The organism is Mycolicibacterium sp. 624 (assembly GCF_040548615.1).
Taxonomy (GTDB): domain Bacteria; phylum Actinomycetota; class Actinomycetes; order Mycobacteriales; family Mycobacteriaceae; genus Mycobacterium.
Window position 1 is genome coordinate 927,495 of sequence record NZ_JBEPRZ010000002.1, and the last position, 17,596, is coordinate 945,090.

General features: G+C 69.3%; 20 protein-coding genes and 1 riboswitch. Of the genes, 12 read left to right on the forward strand and 8 right to left on the reverse strand.

Annotated elements, in window-relative coordinates; genetic code table 11:
- Positions 1-4: 4 nt before the first annotated feature.
- Positions 5-280 (forward strand): DUF2530 domain-containing protein, encoded by a 276-nt coding sequence (locus ABIA65_RS11455; protein WP_354523562.1) that lies wholly within the window; start codon positions 5-7, stop codon positions 278-280.
- Positions 281-296: 16 nt separating this feature from the next.
- On the forward strand, positions 297-749 hold the full coding sequence (locus ABIA65_RS11460; protein ID WP_354523563.1) for an SRPBCC family protein: 453 nt from the start codon (positions 297-299) through the stop codon (positions 747-749).
- Position 750: 1 nt separating this feature from the next.
- Here the strand turns inward: ABIA65_RS11460 and ABIA65_RS11465 are convergent, their stop codons facing one another.
- The gene (locus ABIA65_RS11465; protein ID WP_354523564.1) at positions 751-1,536 is read right to left on the reverse strand and encodes a DUF3027 domain-containing protein; all 786 of its coding nucleotides are present in this window, start codon (positions 1,534-1,536) and stop codon (positions 751-753) included.
- Between the two features lie 200 nt (positions 1,537-1,736).
- On the opposite strand from ABIA65_RS11465, the gene ABIA65_RS11470 reads away from it, so the two are divergent.
- Together ABIA65_RS11470 and ABIA65_RS11475 are read left to right on the forward strand one after the other, a co-directional pair.
- Positions 1,737-3,347: an MFS transporter gene (locus ABIA65_RS11470; protein WP_354523765.1), complete on the forward strand. Its 1,611-nt coding sequence runs from the start codon at positions 1,737-1,739 to the stop codon at positions 3,345-3,347.
- Positions 3,344-3,832 (forward strand): DUF2771 domain-containing protein, encoded by a 489-nt coding sequence (locus ABIA65_RS11475; protein WP_241403198.1) that lies wholly within the window; start codon positions 3,344-3,346, stop codon positions 3,830-3,832. The genes ABIA65_RS11470 and ABIA65_RS11475 overlap by 4 nt, the downstream gene beginning before the upstream one ends.
- Here the strand turns inward: ABIA65_RS11475 and ABIA65_RS11480 are convergent.
- Together ABIA65_RS11480 and ABIA65_RS11485 are read right to left on the reverse strand one after the other, a co-directional pair.
- On the reverse strand, positions 3,829-4,833 hold the full coding sequence (locus ABIA65_RS11480; RefSeq protein ID WP_241403197.1) for a glutathione S-transferase family protein: 1,005 nt from the start codon (positions 4,831-4,833) through the stop codon (positions 3,829-3,831). The genes ABIA65_RS11475 and ABIA65_RS11480 overlap by 4 nt on opposite strands.
- An 88-nt stretch (positions 4,834-4,921) precedes the next feature.
- Complete coding sequence (locus ABIA65_RS11485; protein WP_241403196.1) at positions 4,922-5,338, reverse strand: cold-shock protein; 417 nt, start codon at positions 5,336-5,338, stop codon at positions 4,922-4,924.
- Positions 5,339-5,496: 158 nt separating this feature from the next.
- Here ABIA65_RS11485 and ABIA65_RS11490 point away from each other — a divergent pair, with 158 nt between their 5' ends.
- From ABIA65_RS11490 to ABIA65_RS11505, 4 genes are all read left to right on the forward strand, one after another.
- The gene (locus ABIA65_RS11490) at positions 5,497-5,901 is read left to right on the forward strand and encodes a YccF domain-containing protein (protein ID WP_354523565.1); all 405 of its coding nucleotides are present in this window, start codon (positions 5,497-5,499) and stop codon (positions 5,899-5,901) included.
- The gene (gene moaA / locus ABIA65_RS11495; protein WP_241403194.1) at positions 5,898-6,959 is read left to right on the forward strand and encodes a GTP 3',8-cyclase MoaA; all 1,062 of its coding nucleotides are present in this window, start codon (positions 5,898-5,900) and stop codon (positions 6,957-6,959) included. The genes ABIA65_RS11490 and moaA overlap by 4 nt, the downstream gene beginning before the upstream one ends.
- A gap of 2 nt (positions 6,960-6,961) precedes the next feature.
- Complete coding sequence (locus tag ABIA65_RS11500) at positions 6,962-7,213, forward strand: MoaD/ThiS family protein (protein WP_354523567.1); 252 nt, start codon at positions 6,962-6,964, stop codon at positions 7,211-7,213.
- 243 nt (positions 7,214-7,456) lie between these two features.
- Positions 7,457-7,636, forward strand: a riboswitch (cyclic di-AMP (ydaO/yuaA leader).
- 9 nt (positions 7,637-7,645) lie between these two features.
- Positions 7,646-9,067: a transglycosylase family protein gene (locus ABIA65_RS11505; protein WP_354523568.1), complete on the forward strand. Its 1,422-nt coding sequence runs from the start codon at positions 7,646-7,648 to the stop codon at positions 9,065-9,067.
- Between the two features lie 26 nt (positions 9,068-9,093).
- Here the strand turns inward: ABIA65_RS11505 and ABIA65_RS11510 are convergent, their stop codons facing one another.
- From ABIA65_RS11510 to ABIA65_RS11525, 4 genes are read right to left on the reverse strand one after another with little or no spacing between them, the layout of a single operon-like run.
- Positions 9,094-9,519 (reverse strand): molybdenum cofactor biosynthesis protein MoaE, encoded by a 426-nt coding sequence (locus ABIA65_RS11510; RefSeq protein ID WP_241403191.1) that lies wholly within the window; start codon positions 9,517-9,519, stop codon positions 9,094-9,096.
- Positions 9,516-9,998: a MogA/MoaB family molybdenum cofactor biosynthesis protein gene (locus tag ABIA65_RS11515; RefSeq protein ID WP_241403190.1), complete on the reverse strand. Its 483-nt coding sequence runs from the start codon at positions 9,996-9,998 to the stop codon at positions 9,516-9,518. Before ABIA65_RS11515 ends, ABIA65_RS11510 begins: the two co-directional genes overlap by 4 nt.
- A 25-nt stretch (positions 9,999-10,023) precedes the next feature.
- Positions 10,024-10,452 carry a cyclic pyranopterin monophosphate synthase MoaC gene (gene moaC / locus ABIA65_RS11520; RefSeq protein WP_241405474.1) on the reverse strand — a complete coding sequence of 143 codons (429 nt, stop codon included), beginning with the start codon at positions 10,450-10,452 and terminating at the stop codon, positions 10,024-10,026.
- Between the two features lie 56 nt (positions 10,453-10,508).
- Positions 10,509-10,718, reverse strand: coding sequence for a hypothetical protein (locus ABIA65_RS11525; protein ID WP_241403189.1), 210 nt, complete (start codon positions 10,716-10,718; stop codon positions 10,509-10,511).
- A gap of 57 nt (positions 10,719-10,775) precedes the next feature.
- On the opposite strand from ABIA65_RS11525, the gene ABIA65_RS11530 reads away from it, so the two are divergent.
- The 4 genes from ABIA65_RS11530 (at position 10,776) to ABIA65_RS11545 (ending at position 16,720) form a co-directional block, all read left to right on the forward strand.
- On the forward strand, positions 10,776-13,034 hold the full coding sequence (locus ABIA65_RS11530; RefSeq protein WP_354523569.1) for a helicase-associated domain-containing protein: 2,259 nt from the start codon (positions 10,776-10,778) through the stop codon (positions 13,032-13,034).
- Between the two features lie 31 nt (positions 13,035-13,065).
- Positions 13,066-14,715, forward strand: a complete 1,650-nt coding sequence (locus ABIA65_RS11535) for a DNA repair helicase XPB (protein WP_241403187.1) — start codon at positions 13,066-13,068, stop codon at positions 14,713-14,715.
- Positions 14,716-14,760: 45 nt separating this feature from the next.
- On the forward strand, positions 14,761-15,405 hold the full coding sequence (locus ABIA65_RS11540) for a hypothetical protein (RefSeq protein WP_354523570.1): 645 nt from the start codon (positions 14,761-14,763) through the stop codon (positions 15,403-15,405).
- An 85-nt stretch (positions 15,406-15,490) separates the two neighbouring features.
- Positions 15,491-16,720, forward strand: coding sequence for a YbfB/YjiJ family MFS transporter (locus tag ABIA65_RS11545; RefSeq protein WP_354523571.1), 1,230 nt, complete (start codon positions 15,491-15,493; stop codon positions 16,718-16,720).
- On the opposite strand, the gene ABIA65_RS11550 is transcribed toward ABIA65_RS11545, so the two are convergent.
- Positions 16,635-17,558 (reverse strand): LysR family transcriptional regulator, encoded by a 924-nt coding sequence (locus ABIA65_RS11550; protein WP_241403184.1) that lies wholly within the window; start codon positions 17,556-17,558, stop codon positions 16,635-16,637. The genes ABIA65_RS11545 and ABIA65_RS11550 overlap by 86 nt on opposite strands.
- Between the last annotated feature and the right edge of the window lie 38 nt (positions 17,559-17,596).

Genomic DNA, 17,596 nt, shown 5'->3' on the forward strand with positions numbered 1-17,596 from the left:
CTTTGTGGCCGGATCCGACCCCGGCGCCCCCGCCCAGCGGGAGGCGCCCGAACCACCCGCGCTGCCTGCCGCCCTACTGCAGCCGTGGCCGGTCATCGTGGTTATCGCCGCGGGGTGGTGCGTCGCGGCGATCCTGGCCTTCACGCTGCCCGCCCTGCACGAGTGTCGCCCCGTCACCATCGCGGGCCTCGGCGTCGGAGTCCTTGGCACAGCGATCTTTCTGTGGCAACGTCGCGCCGTACGCCGCGGCTCCCGTGGAGCCCAAAGCGGCCTGACCTGAAAGCGTTGGAGGGGTAATGGCGGAACCGTTGTTGCAAGCCGAGATCGACATCACCGCACCGCCCGCCAAGGTGTGGGCATTGGTGTCGGACCTCTCTCAGATGCCTCGCTGGAGCCCGCAGTGCCGGATGATGCGCGCGTTCGGTCCGCTTCGCCCGGGCACCCGGACGGTCAACCTGAACCGGCGCGGCTTCATGTTCTGGCCGACCACCAGCCGGATCACCGAGTTCGACCCGGAGCGCAAGCTGGCGTTCCGGGTCAACGAGAACAACACCGTCTGGTCCTACGAACTGGAACCCACCGCCGCCGGCACTCGCCTCATCGAGAGCCGCCACGCCGAGAACGGCGTCAAGGCCGTGTCGAACGCTCTGGTGAACTCCCTGATGGGCGGTGTGCCCAGCTTCGAACAGGAGCTGCTCGCGGGGATGAACGATTCGTTATCTCGTATCAAGGCCGCCGCGGAGGCCTAGCCTACGGGTCGGTGAGCTCGATCACGCCGTCGTCGAACGGCTCGAACAGCGGCGAGCCGATCTGCGCGGCAGGCGGTGTGTCCGAGTGCGCACCACAGCCGTACTCGTCGGCCACCACGTGTCCGTCGGCCGACATGTCGTTGGCACACACACCGAACATCCTGCCCAGTGATCCGGCCAGCGGGAGATAGAAACCGCAGTCGCGGCACACCTTGCGGGTGGACTTGGCCATCGCCGATCCCGGCCCGTAGTCGCCCTCGTACCAACGCTGCGCCGACTCGACGCGGCCCAGATCGCTGAGCACCTGCTTGCGGCCAAGGCCGATCTCGCCAGCGAGTTCGTCGAGTTCCTCGTCACCCGAGGACAGGAACCCCGGCACCAGACGGGGATCGTTGGGCGGCGGTGCCAGCAGATCACCGGGGCCCAGGTCGCCCGGCTGCACGCGGTCGTGCCACGGGACCCACTTCGGCGCCAACAGCGCCGTCGGCCCTGGAACCAGCACGACCTCGCTGACCGTCGCGTGGTCGGCGCCCGGATACGCGGCCACCACCACGGCCCACTGCCAGCCCTGATAACCCGGCATGTTCGCGAGGAAGCGGTGCGTGGCGGCGGTCGGATCGTCGAAGCTCGCGCCGAGGTATTCGCCGACCTGACCCTCGGCTGCCTCCCCCGAGGCGTCGACGATCGCGGAACGCGCCAAGTCCACGGCGCCCATCAGCACCGCGGTGAGATCCACCGAGTTGATCGGCGAAGCGGCTGCGGAGTCGAGCTCGGCGGGTTCGGTCATGCTGTCCATCACAGTCGATTCTGCCTGACGCAGGGCGAGCAAAGCCACACCGGCTGCCCTGCGGGCGGCTGTCTGGTGCATGGGGAACAATCGAGAGTGTGAACGGACCGCGTCATGACCCCGCCGATCAGGGGGACCCGCGGCATCACCAGTACCACCCGCCCCGGCCGCCCACCGACCGTGGCACCGAACACCCGGGGATGGCCAACTACCCCAGCGGCGACGCCGAGTACCGACGTCGGACCCGTCGAAATCCATCGTCGGAGAGCGCGAATCGCTGGCTGCCACCGCTCGACGAACCCCAGAGCCAGCAGAGCTACGAGCGCTACTCCGACTCGCCGCGCGCCGGCGTGGGCCAGAGCGCCGGTCAGCGCGTCACCGTCACCCGGGCGGCCGCACAGCGCAGCCGCGAGATCGGATCCAAGGCGTACGGCCTATTCCATCGTGCGGCGACCGCCGACGGCGCTGACAAGTCCGGGCTGACCGCACTGACATATCCCGTGATGGCCAACTTCGCGGCCGACTCCGCGATGGCTGTCGCGCTGGCCAACACCCTGTTCTTCGCCGCCGCCTCCGGGGAGAGCAAGGGCAAGGTCGCGCTCTACCTACTGATCACCATCGCCCCGTTCGCCATCATCGCCCCACTGATCGGTCCCGCGCTGGACCGACTTCAGCACGGCCGTCGCGTCGCGCTGGCGTTGTCATTCGGATTGCGCACCGTGCTGGCCGTTGTGCTCATCGCCAACTACGACGGCGCCAACGGCAGTTTCCCGTCCTGGGTGCTCTACCCCTGTGCTCTCGGGGCCATGGTGTCGTCGAAGTCGTTCAGCGTGCTGCGCAGCGCGATGACGCCTCGCGTGCTGCCACCGAGCATCGACCTGGTTCGAGTGAACTCGCGGCTGACCGTGTTCGGGCTGCTGGGCGGCACCATCGTGGGCGGGGCCATCGCCGCGGGCGTGGAGTATCTGTTCAACATGTTCGGACTGCCCGGCGCCCTCTACGTCATGGTCGCGGTGACGGTGGCCGGCGCGGTGCTTTCGATGCGGATACCGAAGTGGGTGGAGGTCACCGAGGGTGAGGTGCCCACCACCTTCAGCTATCACGGCCCCACCGAGAAGCTCGGCCGGACCGTCGACGGCCACCCCGTCAAGCCCGGCAAGCCCGCCCGACAACCCATGGGCCGCAACATCATCACCTCGTTGTGGGGCAACGTCACCATCAAGGTCATGGTCGGGTTCCTATTTCTCTATCCGGCCTTCGTCGCCAAGTCCCACGACGCCAGCGGGTGGGAGCAGCTGCGCATCCTGGGGCTGATCGGCGCGGCCGCGGCCATCGGAAACTTCGCGGGCAACTTCGCCAGCGCGCGCCTGCGGCTCGGCCATCCCGCGAAGCTGGTGGTGCGTGCGGTGACCGCGGTGACCGCCGTGGCGCTGTTGACCGCGGTCACCGGCAACCTGTACGTCGCCGCGTTCGCCACGCTGGTCACGTCGGGAGCGAGCGCGGTGGCCAAGGCCTCGCTGGACGCCTCGCTGCAGGACGACCTGCCCGAGGAGTCCCGTGCCTCGGCATTCGGCCGCTCGGAGTCCCTGCTGCAGTTGGGCTGGGTGTCCGGCGGCGCGATGGGCGTGCTGATCTACACCGACCTGTGGGTAGGGTTCACCGCGATAACCGCCGTGCTCATCCTCGGCCTGGCCCAGACGTTGGTGAGCTACAACGGCGACTCGCTAATCCCAGGCTTCGGCGGTAACCGCCCAGTACTGGCCAACCAGGAGGGCGGACGGATGAACTCGGCGCCGGTGTCCCGAAAGTGAAGAAGGTCATCGCGGTCCTGGGCGTAGTGGCGGTGCTGGCCACGGCGGCCACGGCGGTGTTGATCTGGCAGCTCAGCCGCGGTCACCACGCCGGGCATCCCGAGATCAGCGCGTACACGCACGGCCAGTTGGCGCGCGTCGGGCCGTACCGCTACTGCGACGTCTACGACCTCAACCGCTGCGATATCCCCGAGACCGTCGGCGAGCTCAACGTCTCGTCGGGTGATCCCGTGCAACTCTCGGTGCCCCCGGCCATCGCGCGTGCCCCGTGGGTGCTGCTGCGGTCCTACGAGGACGGGAAGTCCGAGGACACCCAGGAGTTCCGGCCGGACAGCAAGATCGCGGTGACCATCCCGACCGTCGACCCGCACCGCGGCAGGCTCACCGGCATCGCGGTGATGCTGCCCACCCTGGTGCGCGACGAGCAGGACAACCAGTTCCCGTGGCCGCACGCCGAGTGGTCCGTCCGGACCGTCTGGTCCTAGCCGGCCCCGTGCCCCTCGGGCACGCGCTCACCCTCGCGCGTCGGCCCAGGTGGGGTGCCGTCACCGAACGGCCTGCCGCCCAACGCCTCTCGGCCGTGCGGGTCGAGCCAGTCGGCCAGCTCGGGCCCCTTGGGCACGATGCGGGTCGGGTTGATGTCGGCGTGCACGATGTAGTAGTGCGCCTTGATCTGCACGAAGTCCACCGTGTCGCCGAACCCGGGCGTCTGGAACAGATCTCGCGCGTACGCCCACAACACCGGCATCTCGGCGAGCTTGGCCCGATTGCACTTGAAGTGGCCGTGATAGACGGGATCGAAGCGCGCCAGCGTGGTGAACAGCCGCACGTCGGCCTCGGTGATGGTGTCCCCCACCAGATATCGCTGATCACTCAGCCGCTCGGTGAGCCAGTCCAGAGCGGTGAACAGTCGGTCGTAGGCGGCGTCGTACGCCTCCTGTGAACCGGCGAAGCCACACCGATAGACACCGTTGTTGACCTCGGTGTAGACGCGCTTGGCGACCTCATCGATCTCGGCGCGCAGCGGTTCGGGGTAGAGCTTCGGCGCACCGTCGCGGTGATACGCCGTCCACTCCGTCGACAGGTCAAGCGTCATCTGGGCGAAGTCGTTGGTGACGACCGCTCCGGTGGGCACGTCGACGATCGCCGGCACCGTGATGCCCTTCGGGTACTGCGGATCACGCTTGAAGTAGGCGTCCTGCAGTCGCGGAATCCGCAGCACCGGGTCCACACCGCCGGGGTCCAGGTCGAATGTCCAGGACCGCTGGTCATGCGTCGGCCCGCAGAACCCAATGGACAGCACGTCTTCCAGCCCCAGCAGGCGCCGGACGATGATCGCGCGGTTCGCCCACGGGCAGGCCCTGGCGACCACCAGGCGGTATCTGCCCGGCTCTACGGGATAGCCGTCGCTGCCGTCGGCGGTGATGCGGGTGGAGATGTAGTTGGTGTCTCGGGAGAACTCGCCCTTGGGGTTCACGTAGCTCACCCGCCCAGTCTTGCGCGCCGAACGTGAACTCGTGTGTGAGAAATCAGCGCGAGTTCGCACATTTCTTCACGTTCGGCGGACAACAGACCTAGGCGTCGAGTTCCTGCGCGACGGCCTTGACCACCTCGGACACCCGGCGCGCGATCTTGCGGTCGGGGTAACGCCCCTTGCGCAGCTCGGGCTGCACCGCTCCCTCGAGCAGCGTGATCATGTCCTCGACCATTCCGTGCAGCTCATCGGGGGTGTGCTTGCGCTCGACGGCCGATGAGGCGGCCTCACGGCGCGTGCGGGTCAGGCTCGGTGGCGGATCGAGCACCTTGACGCTCAGCGCCTGGGGCCCGCGTCGTCCCGCGGCGATGCCGAACTCGACCTTTTGGCCGGGCTTGAGTTCCTCGACACCCGACGGCAGGGCCGACGAACCGACATAGACGTCCTCGCCCTCTTCTTGGGAAAGGAAGCCGTAACCCTTGTCGGCGTTGTACCACTTAACCTTGCCGGTCGGCACTGGAGTTCACCCGCTCGTCATCTCGCTGGACATCATCAATAACATCATTAACGCGTCCCGCCTAGGCAGGACGCGAATGCCGACGATCCTACTCGGACGCCGCCACGGCCAGCGACCCCTTTGGTCGGTAGCCTGAGAACCACCGCTGGAGGAAGACAATGCGCCTGATACTGAACGTCATCTGGTTGATCTTCGGCGGCCTGTGGCTAGCGCTGGGTTACTTCCTCGCGGGGATCATCTGCTTCATCCTCATCGTCACCATCCCCTTCGGCTTCGCCGCGTTCCGCATCGGCGTCTACGCGCTGTGGCCGTTCGGCTACACCGTGGTCGACAAGCCCGGCCCCCGTCCCGGTGCGCTGATAGGCAACGTCATCTGGGTCATCGTGGCGGGTATCTGGCTGGCCATCGGCCACGTCCTGACCGCCATTGCAATGGCGATCACCATCATCGGAATCCCGCTGGCACTGGCGAATCTGAAACTGATCCCGGTCTCGCTGTTCCCGCTCGGCAAGGAGATCGTCCCCGCCGACGTCGCGTCGGGCCGCCTAGGAGCGTCAGCATGACTCCGACCAATCTCGGGCTGCCAACGGTGCAGCGCCCCCGCGGACCGGCGTCCGAGGCGCCGGCCGACGGCCCCCTGCTCGACACCTTTGGGCGCGCGGCCAAAGACCTGCGCGTCAGCCTCACCGACCGCTGCAACCTGCGCTGCACCTACTGCATGCCCGCCGAGGGGCTCGACTGGCTTCCCGGGGAGCAGCTGCTGACCGCGGCCGAACTGGCCAGGCTGCTGGGCATCGCCGTCACACGCCTCGGCATCACCAACGTGCGGTTCACCGGCGGTGAGCCCCTGGTGTCGAACCACCTGGAGGAAGTGATCGCCGCGGCGGCAGCACTGCAGCCCCGGCCCCAGATCGCGTTGACCACCAACGGCGTCGCGCTGGCCCGTCGGGCGGCGAGGCTCAAGGCGGCAGGCCTGGACCGGGTGAACGTCTCGCTGGACACCGTGGACGCCGCGCGGTTCACCCACATCACCCGGCGTGACCGGCTCACCGACGTCCTCGAGGGGCTCGCCGCCGCAGCGGCCGCGGGCCTCGCACCGGTGAAGGTCAACGCAGTGCTGGATCCCGTGACGGGACTCGATGACGCGGTGCAACTGCTGAGGTTCTGCCTGCTGCACGGCTATCAGTTGCGCATCATCGAGCAGATGCCGCTGGACGCCGAGCACCTGTGGCGCCGCGACGAGAACATCACCGGCGCCGACATCCTCGGCGCGCTGCGCCGCCACTTCGATCTGCAGCCCGACAGCGAGCCCCGAGGATCCGCCCCCGCGCAGCTGTGGCGGGTCGACGGTGGGCCAGCCACGGTCGGCGTCATCGCGTCGGTGTCGGAGTCCTTCTGTTCGGCATGCGACCGCACCCGCCTCACCGCCGACGGTCAGATCCGAAGCTGCCTGTTCTCCACCGAGGAGACCGATCTCAAGCGGCTACTGCGCTCCGGCGGATCAGACGATGCGATCGAGAGCGCCTGGCGGGCCGCGATGTGGGCCAAGCCCGCGGGGCACGGCATCAACGAGCCCGGCTTCGTCCAGCCGGATCGGCCCATGAGCGCGATCGGAGGCTGACGGTGCTTGAGGTGACCATTCGATACTTCGCCGCCGCACGCGCCGCTGCCGGCACGGAGTCGGAAACGCTCGGCCTGGCCCCCGGCACCACCATTGACGGCCTCGTGGGCGCGCTGCGGGGCCGGAGCACCGACCTGGCCAGCGTGCTCGACCGATGCTCGTTCCTCTGCGACGGCGTCGCCGTGCGGGATCGCACCGCGCGGCTCGTAACAAATCAGACGGTCGATGTCTTGCCACCGTTCGCCGGTGGATAATCGTGATTTGCGTCACATAACGAATTGGTCACGAACTGGCCACCACCAGTAGTTATGCGTCTGAACTCCAGGGGAAACGTCCGAGCGGCCTGCGCCTTTAAAGTCCTCATAATATTTGCCAGAACCGGAAACGCCGTGGGCGGCAAAAGGTGACGGGACTGGGCCCACCCGTTAGCGTCAGGCCCCAAGCCACTTGACCCCCATTGGGTGGCCCGCTGTGCCCGATTACGCCGAACTTCCATCCGTTGGGCACGGCTGACAACAACTTCGTGGATGGAGGCGGGGGACCCAACCGGTCCACCGAGCAATAAGGACCAGGGATCGCATGCGATCCCTTGGGGTGAAGCCGACACTCGTGCCGGCCGGGCAACCTCTTGAGCCCGAACCCGACAGCTGACCTCGTAGGCGTGGACGAGAGGACTTCTTGTACCTATGAGTGCACGGCACCGTAAGCCAACTGCATCCCCCACTGCGAAAAGCGTCGCCAAGATCGCCTTCACTGGCGCGGTGATCGGCGGCGGCAGCCTTGCCCTCGCCGGACAGGCAGGCGCTGCGACCGACGGAGAATGGGACACCGTCGCAAGTTGTGAATCCGGTGGCAACTGGGCCATCAACACCGGCAACGGCTACCAGGGTGGGCTGCAGTTCTCGCCCAGCACCTGGTCAGGCCACGGCGGTGGCGAGTACGCCCCGGCCGCGCACCTTGCCAGCAAGGACCAACAGATCGCCGTCGCTGAGCGCGTGCTGGCCTCGCAGGGCCGCGGCGCATGGCCCACCTGCGGCCGCGGACTCTCCGCATCGACACCGCGCAATGTCCTCGCCGATGCCCCGCAGCCTCTCGACAACCCCCAGATCAACGGCGAACTGCCGCCCCCGCCGGCTCCCGAGCTGTGGGCAGCACCCGTCCCCGCTGCCCCGCCGGCTCCCGAGCTGCCGCCGCCGCCGCCGGCTCCCGAGGGCTTCGTGCCGCTGGACGCCCCGCTGCCGGAGGCTCCGCCACCACCGCCGCCGGCACCCGACCTCCCCCCGCCGCCCCCCGAGGGCGCCGTGCCGCTGGACGCCCCGCTGCCCGTCGATCCGGCCCTCGCACCGCCGCCGGCACCCGACCTCCCGCCGCCGCCCCCCGAGGGCGCCGTGCCGCTGGACGCCCCGCTGCCCGTCGATCCGGCGGTCATGCCGCTCGACGCACCGATCGATCCCGCGCTGACCGTCGGCGCCCCCGCACCTGTCGACCCGATGCTTCCCCCGCCACCGGCACCGCCGGTGATCGAGGCAGCCAACTGGGACGTCGCACCGGAGGCACCGGCCCCCGTCGAGCAGCCTGAGGTCTGGGCACTGCACGCGGGTGACCTCGCACTCGACCCCGTGCTGCCCGCGCCGCCACTGCCTCCCGTCCCGCCGGCACCTGACGCAGCGCCGGCAGCCGCGGCCGATCCGCTCGCGCCGCTGAACGCCGTGGACAGCCCGGCACCTGCCGCCGAGGCGGCCAACCAGGCGGTGCCCGGGACCCTTCCCGCGCCGCCGGAGGGCACCCCGCACATCCCCAGCCCGGATGCGCTTCCCCCCGGGTCGACGATGGACCCCAGCGCCCAGGGCAACGAGCGCCCCAATGTCAGCTACCTCAAGGATCTGTGGCAGGCCGTGCAGAGCCAGGAGATCAGCGGCAAGGAAGCCCTGATCATGGGTATCGCTCAGCGGGGCATGAACACGCCGTACCCCGAGCAGGCCCCGGGCCCGAACGTTCCACTCGGCCCCATTGATCCGGCTGCCGGACCGCCGCCGCCTCCCGGGGCTCCCGTGCCGGCGCCTGCGCCCGCACCGGTTCTTCCCGAAGCACCGCTGCCCCCGGCGTAGTCACGCAGGGGTGGGTCGGCGCGCGGTTAGGCCGAGCCGACCCACTCCTCGGTGCCGTCGGAGAAGTACTGGTGCTTCCACACCGGTAGCCGCTCCTTGACGGTGTCGACGAGCAGCGCGCACGTCTCGAATGCGGCCTTCCGATGATCGGCGGACACAGCGGCGACCAACGCCGCATCACCGATGTGCAGGGTGCCGATGCGGTGGCTCACTGCGATCGCACGGACGCCCTGGCAGCCGCTGGCGATCTCCTGGGCCACCTCGGTCAGAGTCTGCAGCGCGGTCGGGTGTGCCGAGTACTCCAACCGGACGACGCTGCGTCCTCCATCGTGATCGCGCACCACACCGGAGAATCCGACCACGGCCCCTGCGGCCTCGTGGGAGACCAGTGCCTCGTACTCGGCAAGGTCGATCGTCTCCTCGGTGAGCGCGACGCGCAGCACTTCGGTCATCGTGGGTGGTCCCCTCCAGAGAGTTGGTCGAGGGCGTGCTCGAGCACATCGGCGAGGACGCCGAGCCCGTCCTTCACGCCGCCGGGAGAGCCCGGCAGGTTCACAATGAGCGTCCCGTCCCGCACTCCGCACACGCCGCGTGACAGCACGGAGGTGGGCACATGCGGCAGTCCGGAGCGCCGAATGGCATCGGCTAGCCCGGGAATCTCGTAGTCGACGATCACCGCGGTCGCATCGGCGGTCCCGTCGGTGGGCGAGATACCCGTGCCACCAGAGGTCAGGATCAGGTTGACCCGCTCGCTGACAGCACCGATCAGCGCCCGGCTGACCGCGACACCGTCGGACACCACGGTCGGGGGCGCCACATCGAAACCACGCTGGGTGAGCCAGTCGACGATGACGGGACCGGTGCGGTCCTCGTAGACGCCGGCAGCGGCGCGGGTCGAGGCGATGATGACCCGGGCGGTGCGAGGTGTCATCGACGGCTCTGCGCGCGAGCGGCCGTCACTGCCGCTCCCAGGCCCCGGTCTTGCCGCCGTCTTTGCGCACCACGGCTATGCCATCGATGATGGCGGCCGGGTCGACGGCCTTGAGCATGTCGTAGAGCGTCAGCGCGGCCACGCTCACCGCGGTGAGTGCCTCCATCTCGACGCCCGTGCGGTCGGTGGTGCGCACCGTCGCGGTGATGTCGACATCGGTTGTGCCGATGGAGAACTCGACGTCGACGCCGGTGAGTGCGAGCTGGTGGCACAGCGGGATGAGGTCGCTTGTTCGCTTGGCCGCGAGAATGCCCGCGATGCGCGCGGTTGCCAGCGCGTCACCCTTGGGCAGTCCGCCCGATGCGATGAGTTCGACGACGTCGGCGCGGGTGCGCAGCGTTCCCGTCGCGACGGCGGTGCGTCGGGTCGCGTCCTTGCCTGTGACGTCGACCATGTGCGCCGCACCCGATTCGTCCAGGTGCGAAAGCCGATGCGGTTGGGCGGCCACGGCTATCTGTTGACGACGGTGACCGGGTGCATATACGGCAGCTGCTCAGCGGGCAGCGGGAACGTCACCTCGCCGAAGGGCGACAGAGCGCCGGTGCGGTCGGTCGCGAGTTCGCTGACGGCGTGATCGCCGTCCTCGACGGCCGGCCAGCCGTTGTCGACGTAGTGCTTCTGGGCCTTGTCATTAGCCTTCTTGTCAGCCACGCCCCACATTGTGACAGGCGCATCGATGACGGGCGAGACCGGTCGGCTGGCTTAGGCTGGTGGTCAATGACCGAACCCAACTCCGCGATACCGTTGGGCGCCTGGTTGGCCGACCTGTCCGACGAACAGCTGATCCGACTGCTGGAGTTGCGACCCGACCTCACACAGCCGCCGCCCGGCTCGATCGCGGCCCTGGCCGCCAGGGCGCAGTCCCGACAGTCGGTGAAGGCCGCCACCGACGACCTCGACTTTCTGCACCTGGCCGTCTTGGACGCGCTATTGCTGCTGCAAGCCGACGCCGCGGCGGTGCCCGTGGCCAAGTTGCTCGCGACGTTCGGCGGGGGCAAACACACCGCCGCGCAGATCACGGCGGCCATCGATGGTCTGCGAAGCCGTGCCCTCGTGTGGGGCGATCCCGCCATCCGCGTCACGGCCGAGGCCACGTCGGGTCTGCCGTGGTACCCGGGCCAGGTCACCCTGGAGTCCGCCGACACTGACGCCGCCACCATCGCTGACCGCCTCTCGGGCCTGGGCGCCGCGGAACGCGATCTGCTGGAGCGCCTGGTCGACGGGTCCCCCGTCGGACGAACCAAGGACGCCGCACCCGGCACACCTCCCGAACGCCCCGTGCAGCGGCTGCTGGCGGCGGGCCTGCTGCGACAGGTCGACGACGACACCGTGATCCTGCCGCGCCTGGTCGGCCAGGTGATGCGTGGCCAGCAGATCGGTCCGAGCGGAATCGATCCGCCCGACCCCGTCGTGACCACGATGAAGCCCGCCGACGCCGACGCGACCGCCGCGGGTGCGGCCATCGACATGCTGCGCGAGGTCGAGGTGGTGCTGGAGGCGATGTCGGACGCACCGGTGCCCGAACTGCGCAACGGCGGTCTCGGGGTGCGCGAGGCCAAGCGACTCACCAAGGCGACCGGCATCGACGAGCAACGCCTCGGGCTGATCCTCGAGGTCACCGCCGCGGCAGGCCTGATCGCGGTGGGCCTGCCCGACCCCGAACCGGCCGACGGGGCGGGCAGCTTCTGGGCTCCCACGGTGGCGGCCGACCGGTTCATCGAGTCCTCGACGGCCACCCGCTGGTACCTGCTGGCCTCGACGTGGCTGGACCTGGCTGCGCGCCCCAGCCTCATCGGTGAGCGCGGACCCGACGGCAAGCCGTATGTCGCGTTGTCCGACTCGCTGTACTCGACCGCCGCACCGCTGGATCGCCGCTTGTTCCTGGAGGTTCTCGCGGACCTGGCGCCCGGTGCAGGCGTCGACGCCGCCAGTGCCGCCGCGGCGCTGGCGTGGCGACGGCCGCGGTGGTCGGCACGACTTCAGCTCGCACCCGTCGCGGCGCTGCTCACCGAGGCGCATGCCATGGGCGTCGTCGGCCGCGGCGCGATCGCCACGCCGATCCGACTACTGCTCACCGACGCGTCCGAGGACGAGGTCACGGCGGCGATGACCAAAGTGCTGCCCAAGCCCATCGACCACTTCCTCCTCCAGGCCGACCTGACCGTCGTCGTGCCCGGCCCGCTGGAACGCGATCTGGCCGAGAAACTCTCAACGGTCGCCACCGTCGAGTCTGCGGGCGCGGCGATGGTGTACCGGATCAGCGAGACGACGATCCGGCGGGCACTCGACGGCGGGTCCACGGCGGCCGAATTGCACGCGTTGTTCGAGCGCCATTCCAAGACACCCGTGCCGCAGGGCCTGACCTACCTCATCGACGACGTCGCGCGACGCCACGGCCAGCTGCGGGTCGGAATGGCGTCGTCATTCGTCCGGTGCGAGGACCCCACCCTGTTGGCCCAGGCGGTCGCCGCGCCCGCGATGGCGGCCGTGGAGATGCGGACGCTGGCTCCCACCGTGGCGGTATCGGCGGCCCCGATCGCCGACGTGCTCGCCGGCCTGCGCGCGGCAGGCTTCGCGCCCGCCGCCGAGGACTGGTCGGGAACGATCGTCGATATCCGGGCCCGAGGCGCTCGGGTGGCGGCCCCGAGCCGCAGGCGCGGCTACCGGCCGCTGTCGACGCCGAACGCACAGACCCTCGGTGCCATCGTCGCGGTGCTGCGCAAGATGGCGTCCGCGCCGGTCGGTGGGTCACGGCTGGACCCCGCGGAGGCGATGGCCCAGCTGCAGTCGGCCGCGCACCGGCAGGCGTCGGTGGTCATCGGTTACGTCGACGCGGCCGGTGTCGCGACGCAACGGGTGGTGGCCCCCGTCAACGTCCGGGGCGGCCAACTGACCGCGTATGACCCGGCGGCGGGCCGGGTGCGCGAGTTCGCGATTCACCGCGTGACGTCGGTGGTGTCGGCCGAGTCGGGATAATGGGTGAGATGACCGACCAGCGAGATCGCGCATGACCGACGGACCCCTGATCGTGCAGTCCGATAAGACGGTGCTGCTCGAAGTCGAGCACGAGCTGGCGGGTGACGCGCGGGCGGCCATCGCGCCGTTCGCCGAGTTGGAGCGCGCACCCGAGCACATCCACACCTACCGCATCACTCCCCTGGCGCTGTGGAACGCGCGCGCCGCCGGCCACGACGCCGAGCAGGTCGTCGACGCCCTCGTGTCGTTCTCGCGGTACGCCGTGCCCCAACCCCTACTGGTCGACATCGTCGACACCATGGCCCGTTACGGCCGCCTGCAGCTGGTGAAGAGCCCCGTGCACGGCCTGATGCTGGTCAGCCTGGACCGCGCCGTGCTCGAGGAGGTCCTCCGCCACAAGAAGATCGCCCCGATGCTCGGCGCCCGCATCGACGACGACACGGTGCTCGTCCATCCCAGCGAGCGCGGGCGCGTCAAGCAGATGCTGCTGAAGATCGGCTGGCCCGCCGAGGACCTAGCCGGATACGTCAACGGTGAGGCGCATCCGATAACCCTCGACCAGGACGGCTGGGATCTGCGCGACTACCAGCAGATGGCCACCGACTCGTTCTGGGCGGGCGGGTCCGGGGTGGTTGTGCTGCCGTGTGGCGCTGGCAAGACGATCGTCGGCGCCGCGGCGATGGCCAAGGCCGGGGCGACGACGTTGATCCTCGTGACCAACACGGTGGCCGGGCGCCAGTGGAAGCGCGAGCTGATCGCCCGCACCTCGCTCACCGAGGAGGAGATCGGCGAGTACTCCGGTGAACGCAAGGAGGTGCGGCCGGTGACCATCGCCACCTACCAGGTGATCACGCGCCGTACGAAGGGTGAGTACCGCCACCTGGAACTCTTCGACAGCCGCGACTGGGGCTTGATCATCTACGACGAGGTGCACCTGCTGCCCGCGCCGGTGTTCCGCATGACCGCCGACCTGCAGTCCCGGCGTCGGCTGGGCCTGACCGCGACGCTGATCCGGGAGGACGGCCGCGAGGGCGATGTCTTCAGCCTGATCGGGCCGAAGCGGTACGACGCCCCGTGGAAGGACATCGAGGCCCAGGGCTGGATCGCTCCCGCGGAGTGCATCGAGGTGCGGGTGACGATGACCGATAACGAGCGCATGCTCTACGCCGTCTCCGAGCCCGAGGAACGCTACAAGTTGTGCTCGACGGCGCACTCCAAGATCGCGGTGGTGAAGTCGATCCTGGCCCGCCACCCCGACGAGCCGACGCTGGTGATCGGCGCCTACCTCGACCAACTGGACGAGCTGGGCACCGAGCTGAATGCGCCCGTGATCCAGGGTTCCACCAAGAACGCGGAGCGCGAACTGCTGTTCGACCAGTTCCGCCGCGGTGAGATTCAGACCCTGGTCGTGTCCAAGGTGGCCAACTTCTCCATCGACCTCCCGGAGGCGTCCGTGGCGGTTCAGGTTTCGGGCACCTTCGGATCGCGGCAGGAGGAGGCGCAGCGGTTGGGCCGGTTGCTGCGGCCCAAGGCAGACGGCGGCGGAGCAATCTTCTACTCGGTGGTCTCGCGGGACAGCCTGGACGCCGAGTACGCCGCGCACCGACAGCGCTTCCTGGCCGAGCAGGGTTACGGCTACATCATCAAGGATGCCGACGACCTGCTCGGACCGGCGATCTGACCACGACATCACACAGACCCGCGTGAGGCGCTAACCTCGACACTCATGACTGGACGACAGCGCACCCGCGCCTCCTCGACCACGAACGCCGCCAGGATGACGCTGGCAGGCGTGGCCGTCAGCCTGGGCGCGCTGGTTCTGGCGGGGCCCGCCGCCGCAGAACCCGTGGACCCGGCGGTGCCGGTCCCGGTGCCGATGACGCCGGGGGCACCTCCCCCCGCACCCGGACAGCCCGTCATCGTGGCTGCCGACGACCCCGCGCCTCCGCCCGCGCCACCGCCGGTCGGTGAGCCGATGGTACCGGAGGTTGCGAACCAGGTCTACGGGTCCGGCAAGTCGTCCGGCCCGCTGGGCTTCCTCAGGGATGCCTGGCATCAGGCTCAGGACCCCTACGGATTCCAGGGCATGGCTCCCGGTGAGATGCCCGCCGCCACTCCACCACCGCCCGGTGCCGGCGCGGCACCGCCGCTGCCACCCGGATACCAGTCGCTGACCGACCCGGCGTCCAACGGTCCTGCGCCGACGGCCTCATACGAGGGCGGGCCGCCCCTGCCAGAGGGGTACTACTCGCTGAACGGGCCACCGCCGCCCGGATACTTCGATGGGCCTCCGCCCGCGCCGGCTCCCGTGCCGGGCGGGTACCAGCCGGTGGTGTCTCCCCCACCGCCGCCACTGCTGCCAACGCCGTAGCTCGAACCCCGCTGTGAGGTAACGCCTTCCAGCTGCAAGCAAACATGTCGTGGCGACGCCGCGGCACAGTGCCGACGATGGCAGGATGTCCCGCCAGCACGCGCACGCACACATCGCCCGAGGAGCGGCCGGCCTGGCTGCAGCCATGGGCATCGGACGATTCGTCTACACACCAATCCTGCCGCTGATGACCGAACAAGCCGGTCTTAGCCCGGGGTCGGCGGGCGGCCTCGCCACGGCAAACTACGTCGGCTACCTGGCGGGCGCCCTGGCAGGCGTGGCCGCTCCTCGACTGGTCCGCACGACGGCCACCTGGCGAATGGCCCTGGCGGCAATCGTCGCCAGCCTCGCCGCCATGCCGTTGACGCACAACGTGATCGCCTGGCTGGCCATCCGAGTGGTCGCCGGATTCGCCAGCGCCGTCCTCTTCGTCATCGCCGTGGACTGGATGCTCGACCATGCCCGTGGACGGTCTGCGCAGCTGCCCGGGTGGGGCTTCGGTGGCGTCGGCGTCGGCATTGCCCTGTCCGGCGCACTGGTGCTGCTGCTGCCAGCCGCGGGCTGGCGCGCCGCGTGGTGGACATCGGCGGGTCTTGCTGCGCTCGTCGCAGCGGTGGCATGGCACATGCGGGGCGCGCCGGATGCACAGCCCGAGGAAGCGACTTCGCCGACGCGGCAGCCTGATTCACGTCGCTGGTTCGTCGCATTGTTCGCCTGTTACACACTCGAGGGCATCGGCTACATCATCGCGGGCACGTTCCTGGTCGCGGCCATCGGACAGAACTCAGCGGGATGGTTGGGCAATGGCGCCTGGATCGTCGTCGGCGTGGCCGCCGCACCGTCCGCGGCGCTGTGGGCCTGGGCGAGCACACGGTGGGCGCACCCGACGCTGCTCACAGCGGCCCTCGTCCTTCAGGGTGTCGGAATAGCGTTGCCCGCCTTGGCCGGTGGAGTGGCGGCCGCCCTGATCGGGGCCGTACTGTTCGGCGGCACCTTCATCGGCGTGAGCACCATCGCGTTGGCTGCGGGGCGGCTGCTCGCGTTTCCCCGGGCCGTTGCCGTGCTCACGAGCGGATACTCGGTCGGCCAGATCCTGGGCCCGCTGGTGGTGACTCCCCTTCTGCACCAAGGGGCTCGGGATGGCTTCCGGTACGCACTCGTCACCTCGGCCGTCGTGGTGTCGATGGCGGCGCTCGCCGCGATGTGGCTACGCGTGCGCTGTCCCGACCTCAGCTCGCGGCCGGCCGATGCGGGTCGAGCGCCGGGAGCCACACTCCTGGGCCGTCCAGCATCGATCGGTCCAAGTCGGCCGTGAACGCCTCGATGACGGCGCGCACCGCACCACTGTCCTCACCGCGTCGCCACACCAGTGACCACGTCCACATCGGCGTCGGGCCTACCACCGGCCGCCGTGTGAGATCACCCGGCGTTACATCGTTCTGCCCCTTGGGATTGTTCAGCACCGGTCGCCGCAGGCGCCGGACGTGGTCGAAGAATGTCGAACCGGTGACCCCGCCGTCCTCCACACGGACCACGTGCGCGCCCGTCTCGCGCGCGAACTGCTCGGCGTACCGATTCCACGACGACCAGCTGGCCTCGTCCGCATCCAGCAACACCGCCACATCACCGGCCTGCACCTGCGACGTGTCCGCTCCGGTACTGAGCGCATAGAGCCGATCGGCCCCGACCAGCCGCGCGTCGAGGGACAGCGCATCGAGATCGGAGCACTCCACCCAGCAGATCGCCAGATCCAGGCTTCCATCGGCGACCCGCGCGGCCTGCGCGTGCGATGGCATCACCCAGGTGTCGACCCGCACCTGCGCAACACCCGCGGCTCGCTCCGCCCAGTCCGTCGGACACCACTGCACACAACCGATCCTGACCGGCTCCGACGAGGACAGGCCCAACGCCTGTCGCCGGAGGTCGTCGGCCTGGTCGATCAGGGCACGCGCTTGCGGTAGCAGTGTGGAGCCGGCAGCGGTGAGAGCGACCGATCGACGGTCACGGTCGAACAGTTGCACCTTGAGATCGCGCTCGAGCGCCTTGATCTGCTGCGACAGCGACGGACCCGCGATACGCAGCCGCTGCGCGGCCCGCCCGAAGTTCAGCTCCTCGGCGACCGTGACGAAGTAGCGCAGCTGTCGCAGCTCCATCCGGCTCAGCGTAGTGGGCTGTGGAAGGTGATACCTAC

What these genes read in the sequence shown, in the direction of transcription:
- moaC (WP_241405474.1), bottom strand. Translation starts at nt 10,452, where the DNA reads ATGGTCGACGTCACAGGCAAGGACGCGACCCGACGCACCGCCGTCGCG.
- ABIA65_RS11505 (WP_354523568.1), top strand. Translation starts at nt 7,646, where the DNA reads ATGAGTGCACGGCACCGTAAGCCAACTGCATCCCCCACTGCGAAAAGC.
- ABIA65_RS11460 (WP_354523563.1), top strand. Translation starts at nt 297, where the DNA reads ATGGCGGAACCGTTGTTGCAAGCCGAGATCGACATCACCGCACCGCCC.
- ABIA65_RS11535 (WP_241403187.1), top strand. Translation starts at nt 13,066, where the DNA reads ATGACCGACGGACCCCTGATCGTGCAGTCCGATAAGACGGTGCTGCTC.
- ABIA65_RS11465 (WP_354523564.1), bottom strand. Translation starts at nt 1,536, where the DNA reads ATGACCGAACCCGCCGAGCTCGACTCCGCAGCCGCTTCGCCGATCAAC.
- ABIA65_RS11515 (WP_241403190.1), bottom strand. Translation starts at nt 9,998, where the DNA reads ATGACACCTCGCACCGCCCGGGTCATCATCGCCTCGACCCGCGCCGCT.
- ABIA65_RS11540 (WP_354523570.1), top strand. Translation starts at nt 14,761, where the DNA reads ATGACTGGACGACAGCGCACCCGCGCCTCCTCGACCACGAACGCCGCC.
- ABIA65_RS11545 (WP_354523571.1), top strand. Translation starts at nt 15,491, where the DNA reads ATGTCCCGCCAGCACGCGCACGCACACATCGCCCGAGGAGCGGCCGGC.
- ABIA65_RS11470 (WP_354523765.1), top strand. Translation starts at nt 1,737, where the DNA reads ATGGCCAACTACCCCAGCGGCGACGCCGAGTACCGACGTCGGACCCGT.
- ABIA65_RS11530 (WP_354523569.1), top strand. Translation starts at nt 10,776, where the DNA reads ATGACCGAACCCAACTCCGCGATACCGTTGGGCGCCTGGTTGGCCGAC.
- ABIA65_RS11490 (WP_354523565.1), top strand. Translation starts at nt 5,497, where the DNA reads ATGCGCCTGATACTGAACGTCATCTGGTTGATCTTCGGCGGCCTGTGG.
- ABIA65_RS11510 (WP_241403191.1), bottom strand. Translation starts at nt 9,519, where the DNA reads ATGACCGAAGTGCTGCGCGTCGCGCTCACCGAGGAGACGATCGACCTT.
- ABIA65_RS11550 (WP_241403184.1), bottom strand. Translation starts at nt 17,558, where the DNA reads ATGGAGCTGCGACAGCTGCGCTACTTCGTCACGGTCGCCGAGGAGCTG.
- ABIA65_RS11525 (WP_241403189.1), bottom strand. Translation starts at nt 10,718, where the DNA reads ATGTGGGGCGTGGCTGACAAGAAGGCTAATGACAAGGCCCAGAAGCAC.
- moaA (WP_241403194.1), top strand. Translation starts at nt 5,898, where the DNA reads ATGACTCCGACCAATCTCGGGCTGCCAACGGTGCAGCGCCCCCGCGGA.